This is a genomic window from Succinivibrio dextrinosolvens (assembly GCF_900116345.1).
Lineage (GTDB): Bacteria > Pseudomonadota > Gammaproteobacteria > Enterobacterales > Succinivibrionaceae > Succinivibrio > Succinivibrio dextrinosolvens_B.
In genome coordinates, this window is the sequence record NZ_FPAH01000075.1 from 1 (window position 1) to 6806 (window position 6806).

Sequence of the window (6806 nt, forward strand, 5' to 3'; positions counted from 1 at the left end):
TGGACAGTGAGCTCAAATTTTGGATATAAACTCGACTTGAGATCTACACCATAAAGCTGATGTGGTACTATAAACATGACTTTTTGTCAGCCACGGTCTCTTTTTGTCGGCGAAAACAAAGGGGGAGACCGTGGTTAATCCTCAATTCACATATACAAACCAATTCAACAGAACATAATTCTGTACCTCATAACTAAAGTTTAGAAAATTTTTAGACAGGGATTTCCTAATGGTGCTTGTTGTGAATATTTTTGATGATCAAAGACAAGATCAGTGAGGCATAGAAAAAAAGATCAGTGGTGCAAAATTACAAGATCATCCAATCATGTTTCGAAAGATATCGTTATAAAGAGCTCTAAATACAAATGTCCGGCGTGGGCAGAAAGATACATTGCTTGTTATCTTGGTCGTACAAAGCTTGGCTGTCGAAAAATAAATGCACTCGCAAGGTCAGTATTCCTTGGCCTTGTAGAATATGCTGCGTCAAACGGGTGTAACGAAATCTCAAAAGTATCAGAGGAGATTGTTAAAAATTTCCTAAATAATTGTCATAATAAATATCGTAATGATGTCCGTGTTCTGAAAAGGATTGTACTATGGCTGACTGCACTAGGAGAATTACCTACAAGTATATACCGAAATCTGTTTCTGTCAGGTGAACATGCAGATCTATTTAGTGAAATAGAAAGGCTCTTCGGCGGTATAACCGCAGCTAACGACTTTCTGGATTTGACTGAAAAAGAACCGAGTCGTCTTCCTATTCCTGAATGGGCATTGGATGTTATTACAAAATACGGTGAAGTACAGAAAAAAGGAGGAATCTACTCTTCAATCACGTGTCACAAAACCAGGATGGTGCAAGCATTAGTTGCTGTTAGAATACTAGTCAGGCGCTATGGAATAAAATCTTTCAGTGAGCTTATCCCGTCGCATGTTAGAGAATTCAGAAAATGCATGGTTGCCAGTACGGCATGTTATCATTTCTCAGCTTTTTTTACTTTTCTCTCCCAAAACAACATCATCAAAGGATGTTTACTTGCTGCTTTCTTAACTAATTTTCCAAAAATCTACCTTCTTAATAACATGGATTTATCAGGTTATCCTGATGGACACCTGTCAGCTGATGAATTTTATGCTCTCAGAAATGAGGTTCGCATGACTTTTCTGAAACTTGGATATAAAGACAAAACGATATCGTGTGCCATGGTTGGAATTGAATTACATAGCCTTTTTTTAATAGAACACGGTTTTTGTTTTTCTTTGGCAGGTGCACTGTGGTGGTGCTCCAGGTTATCAATTAGAAGCAAGCGAAAAGGGACTTACAGAACTGCTTTGTATTTTGCTCATAAACTATCGCTAGGAGAATCTATAAAACCAGACGTTATTCTGGAGGAGCGTTATTGTGCGCTTAAATGTAACATTAAGTTTCCATCTTGGGCAGAGGACACTTGCCTGAGATTTTTTCAACAGCGCAGAAAAGATGGTCTTGGAGAGAGTTCAATAAAACAGGAGCAGTACAAGTTACTGTATCTTATAAGATATCTTGACACTAGAGCAATATGCTCATTTGCAGAGCTAACGACGGAACTAATCCATGATTTCAATCGAGACTGTAATCCTGGAGGCGCATCATACAAAGCTGATATTAACTGTAGTGTAAGATTGTTCTTGTTATATCTTGCAGAGAAAGATATTGTCAGATACTCATTGCCACTTGCTGTTCCGGTTCAGTCACGGCAACACGAGCAATTAGTAAAAACATTGAACCATGAACAGTTACAGGAAGTATACCGTTTTTGTAAAGATGCTAATGGTGAAAGTGGTAAGCGTGTTGCATTAGCCTTCAAGCTAGCTCTAAATATGGGCCTGAGGTCGGTTGACATAGTAAACTTGCGATTTGACTCTATAGACGTAGAAAAGCAGGTCCTGCGTTTTGTGCAACGCAAAACCAGTCGTTTTATAGAGCTCCCAATTCCATCAACAGTACTCAATGCTCTGTACGAATACCTTTCAACTACCCGCAGTAATTACAAAAATGATCGTGTTATGTTACGCATTAACGCACCGCACTGCAGGATCAAGAGTACTCCTGTAATACGTCAAACAGTGGATTCACTCAACTGCGAACACTTTACACTCCATCAAATGAGGCGAACTTTTGCTTCCTTATTGCTAAAGGCTGGTACTGACTTTGAGGAAATTGCTGAATGTCTGGGGCATTCTGATGCCAATACTGTCCATGCCTACATCAGCACGGACACCGAAATGCTAAGGCAGTGTTGCTATCCGTTTACTGGCTTTGAAATGGGGCTGGAGGTACTGAAATGAAAGCCGAGCATTATTACAGGAACTACAAATTCTGCTCTAAACTCGGGGCAAAGATGCAGGAATGCATAGAGAACAGGCGCCGTACGCACGACACTGACTGCAACGATTACGCATTAACGCTTCATTCGTTCGATACCTTTCTGGTAGAAGGTACTTTTGATGACGGATTCCTTAGTCGGGAAGCATTTGATGCCTATATGGAGCAAGTTGCTGATAGAGGAGTAAGTGGCTCTTACCTGCATAATATAAACAGTTGTATTAGATATTTTGCATTTTTTCTGTTAAGACAGGGTATCGATTGCTACTTGCCACCAAAAGGAAAATTCAGAAGATCAAATCCTAAAAAAACAATCATACCGACTGTCGAAAAACTGAAGAAATTTGCAAGGTTTGTCGATGCTGAGGCAACTTGTGTGGAGAAGATAAAGAACTGGAAGTATGCCGTCAGTTATGCTGTGGTCTTTAGATTGCTATTTCTACTTGGTCTTAGGATTAGTGAGGCTTTGGATTTACAACGACACGAGGTAAGATTTACTGATTGCACACTTTACATTCGCTGCTCCAAAAACAATAAAAATCGTATCGTAGCTTTTGATGAGGGGCTAGCTAGTCTTCTACGTGAATATGACAATGCAATGGAACAGCGGATCCCTCAACGCACTTACTTTTTCCCAGGAAATGCTAAAGGAAGATTTTTAAGGGAAACATTTGAAAAATGGCTCAAGCGCAAGTGGAAAAAATGTTTTAAAAATAGTTGTGAAGGAGATTTGATTACTCCTCACTGTCTTCGTCATGCCTACACAGTGCACATCGTTGACCTATGGTCCTCTCAAGGTATTGATTTCAAAAAAATGTTACCAGTACTGAGCAAGAGCCTAGGTCATTCCTCTGTTGCAAATACCTATTATTACTACCACAGCGTCAGTCAAAATGGTCAGGCCGTAGAACGATTCATTATGGAATCTGATGATGTGATCCCTCAGGAGGTGAGAGATGCGTTTAACAACTAGTGAAAAAGCTCTAATGGGGGCTTATATGGAGAGAGCCTCTCAAGTATCACAGAATGAAAAAATACCACTTTTCTGTGAGCACACGCTCAGATACCTAAATGTAGAACTGAAGAGATTGCAACGAAGCAAGTTCACCATAAATTCCATTACCAGTTCTCTGAGTCTGCTAGTACGTTACGCCTGGCAAGTCAGAGGATTAGGACCAGACGTATTCAGTATTTCACACTGCACTTCTGATTTTATCCGGGATTGGTTGAATTATGAAATCACCGAACACAAAATTTCGGCAGCTACACGCAATCTGCGACTGTCACATCTGCGCTGCTATATTTTATTTGTGTCCGAGTTTTGTTTTAAGGCCTGCACTATATACCTCAGGCTTAAACAGATCCCAAAGATGAAAGTGATACAGCAGGAGAAAACATTATTGACAGAGGACAATATAACATCAATGCTTAAGGCTGTTATCACCACTGAAAAAGGAAAACGCAATGCATTGATATTGCTTATACTGTATGAATGTGCTCTTAGAGCCTCTGAGCTCACAGCTCTAAAGGTAAAGGATGTTCTCAACATTGACGGTAAATACAGGCTCAATGTCATGGGGAAAGGAAAAAGGCAGCGTTACACGCCAATCAAGGAAGAAACCGCAGAGGTTCTTAAGTTTTATCTCAGAGTATTCCATGAGTCATCGTCACCAGATACGCCTCTTTTTTACAGTATACGTAAGGGAAAGCCACTAGCTTTAACCGTTAAGACAGTAGAGACTGTAGTAAATCAGGCTGCAAATTTAGCTCGTGATAAAGATCCAACTATTCCCAAGCGTATACACCCACATGCTTTTAGGCGTAGTAAGGCAACATCTCTTTACAGGAAGAATACTCCTATCGAGATAGTCTCTGCTTTTATTGGGCACTCGAGTATAGAAACTACAAAAATCTATGCAACTCCGTCAGAAGAACAGCTAAGAAAAGCCGTGGAAAAATGCGACTTTCCTGACGAATGGAAGAATGCCAAAGTAAACTATACAGAGGATGAACTGAAGAAGAAGCTTGTTGCCTGTGGATTAACCCCATAGTAAGATAAAACACCACATTTAATGATGACATTTAGCATTACAAAGCCATTCTGTAACAAAATTTCGTGTTTTCTAAAATGTGGTGTTTCTCTTACACGTGGATCAGACAGGTGTTGACTGTACCACAAGGATATTGAACCAGGGCCGATTTAAAATCATGCTGGATGAAAATCTGGTACCAAGGAGCTTAAATCGAGAACAGCTTGAACGCCTGCTAACTGATGGCACCATAAGCGGAGAATATCAGCACGCTGTCAGCAAATTTCTATTAGAATCACATCTGTCTTAATTATTATCAATATGTTTATAACTAGTTATTGATAGTTATAAACTATATACAACATTCCAAATCCACCCTTTTATATTTTATATAATAGTGATTTTAATCATATTTATAACTATTAGATTATATGCAATTATTACATAGTGATATAATAAAAAGAGCTTATAGTATATGGAGATAATAATGGGATTAGTCTATGTCAGAAACAAAAAGACTGGTGTCACCTATGTGTACGAAAATCAGTCTTACTGGGATAAGGAATTGAAACAGCCCAGATCAATCCGTAAACTGATTGGCAAATTAGATCCGGATACCGGAAAAATTATTGAAACCAAGAAAAGAAAGATTACAGCTGATAGTGATCATAGTAAGGTTAACTATGAACATCTTTACAAAAAAGCACAAAACGAAATTACTAAAAAGAATGCCTTAATTACGGAGCTCAGAAATAAACTTAATGAAGCAAATTCAGAACTGAGCTCTCTTAACAGGAGAATCAACAGGATCAGAGAAGAGCTCTGTTACTCTCAAAAATAGGTAATAATTTTTTAGAACTGTTAAAATCAACAAAGATTTAACGGATCAGGATAATAATGGCAGATACGGTAGAAGAGTTAAAACGCCAGCTGCAAATGGCGTTGGCTCAGAATGAAAAGCTTAAGCAGGAGAATTCTCAACTAAAGAAATCTCACGATCAGGATGTGTCCAACATGCAGGGACGCATCAATACACTGCTTGCAGACAAACTCAAGAATGAAGACCGTATCGCCAAACTGACTTCGGACAATCAGAAGCTCACCATCCATAAGCATAATATGGAGACGGTTCATATCAATATCCTCAGAACTATAGAGGAAAACTCAATTGTTTATAACAGACTTTTAAAGAGAATCCCTTTCCCTGCAGTCAATGACTACATTGGCCTTGAGAATTACTACCAGAATATTGTAAGTACCTTAACTCGCTGCTATGCCACCTTACAGTATCATCAGACACGTTCTCTGGGGCTTGGAACCAGTGAGAAGACTCATGGCAGGAATGAAGAAGAGCCTGATGAGGATGATGCAAATGCAATTGCGGCAGGTAAAAAGGAATTGCAGTCTGAATGCGAAGTGACGGCAAGTACTCCTGATGATCACGATATCGAAGATGAGTTTACTGATGACACCTTAAATGAGGGAATAGAAGTCACCTCAAACAAGGCCCCTGTAGAAAAAGCAAAAGTACAGGCCACAAATACTCAGGCACAAGAGGTAACTTTAGATTTTCTGCGAGATGAGCTGACGAATAAGCATTCACAAGATACATTTGAACTATTAGAAAACAGTCATAAGCTTTTAGAAAAGACTTCTCTATCCTGCAGCAGAAGAGATGGTGAAGTACAGCATGACAGAGCCAGACAGAAACTGTACAGACTTGATGACAGCACCGAAATTGTAGGGATCATAAAATTACCTGACGGCTTTGAGCTGAAAATGAAATGTCCTCATTGCAGAAGCTTTCAGAAATTTCTCATCAAACAAAGTCCTCACCGCTACAATACCTGCGTAACACCTTGTAACGGACGCATGGAATTAAAGACCTTATTAAGTCCAGTGTATACAATTACCTGTCCAGAATGTGGTGAAAGTTCACAGCTAAATTCTGCATGTATAACCAATTTTGAAATCATAGAAAAAATCCATAAGCAGGAAGAAAGAAAGGGACAGGGAAATCCCCAAAAAGAAGAAAGTACAGCTTTAGAGAAAAATAAAACTGCATTAGACTGCGCTCTATCAGAAGTCTGTGATGGGGAAAGAAAGACAAAAGAAAAGACAATGTCACCTCTAAAACAGACAGAAAACACGGAGACGACAGATGCAAGTGAACAGAAACAAAGACGAGCAGAATATAAGACTATTAAAAATGATACTTATGCAGCCCACAGTTACTGTACCCTTAAGGATATTTTAATCAGAGACAGAAACGATAATGAGGTTATTTCCCCTGTACTCTTTAATTCTGAGGCTTTCTCTTTCTCCCCTCTGTTTCTGAAATCAAAAGCCTCCACAGGACTTATAGTTTCAATTGCCACATTCTTTAGTCAGCTGGGAATACCAAAGAATCG

At 39.2% G+C, this 6806-nt stretch carries 6 protein-coding genes; all 6 read left to right on the forward strand.

Annotated features, from left to right (window positions below; translation table 11 throughout):
- Positions 1 to 273: 273 nt before the first annotated feature.
- A complete protein-coding gene (locus BM308_RS12940; protein ID WP_074945781.1) occupies positions 274 to 2328 on the forward strand; it encodes a tyrosine-type recombinase/integrase in 2055 nt (684 codons plus the stop codon).
- Positions 2325 to 3338 carry a tyrosine-type recombinase/integrase gene (locus tag BM308_RS12945; RefSeq protein ID WP_074945783.1) on the forward strand — a complete coding sequence of 338 codons (1014 nt, stop codon included), beginning with the start codon at positions 2325 to 2327 and terminating at the stop codon, positions 3336 to 3338. The genes BM308_RS12940 and BM308_RS12945 overlap by 4 nt, the downstream gene beginning before the upstream one ends.
- On the forward strand, positions 3322 to 4416 hold the full coding sequence (locus BM308_RS12950) for a tyrosine-type recombinase/integrase (RefSeq protein WP_074945784.1): 1095 nt from the start codon (positions 3322 to 3324) through the stop codon (positions 4414 to 4416). The genes BM308_RS12945 and BM308_RS12950 overlap by 17 nt, the downstream gene beginning before the upstream one ends.
- 97 nt (positions 4417 to 4513) lie before the next feature.
- The gene (locus tag BM308_RS13255; RefSeq protein WP_143098629.1) at positions 4514 to 4705 is read left to right on the forward strand and encodes a hypothetical protein; all 192 of its coding nucleotides are present in this window, start codon (positions 4514 to 4516) and stop codon (positions 4703 to 4705) included.
- Positions 4706 to 4882: 177 nt separating this feature from the next.
- Complete coding sequence (locus BM308_RS12955; RefSeq protein WP_074945786.1) at positions 4883 to 5236, forward strand: hypothetical protein; 354 nt, start codon at positions 4883 to 4885, stop codon at positions 5234 to 5236.
- Positions 5237 to 5292: 56 nt separating this feature from the next.
- A partial coding sequence (locus BM308_RS12960; protein ID WP_218152575.1) for a hypothetical protein occupies positions 5293 to 6806 on the forward strand: 1514 nt, incomplete at its 3' end.

What these genes read in the sequence shown, in the direction of transcription:
- BM308_RS12945 (WP_074945783.1), top strand. Translation starts at nt 2,325, where the DNA reads ATGAAAGCCGAGCATTATTACAGGAACTACAAATTCTGCTCTAAACTC.
- BM308_RS12955 (WP_074945786.1), top strand. Translation starts at nt 4,883, where the DNA reads ATGGGATTAGTCTATGTCAGAAACAAAAAGACTGGTGTCACCTATGTG.
- BM308_RS12950 (WP_074945784.1), top strand. Translation starts at nt 3,322, where the DNA reads ATGCGTTTAACAACTAGTGAAAAAGCTCTAATGGGGGCTTATATGGAG.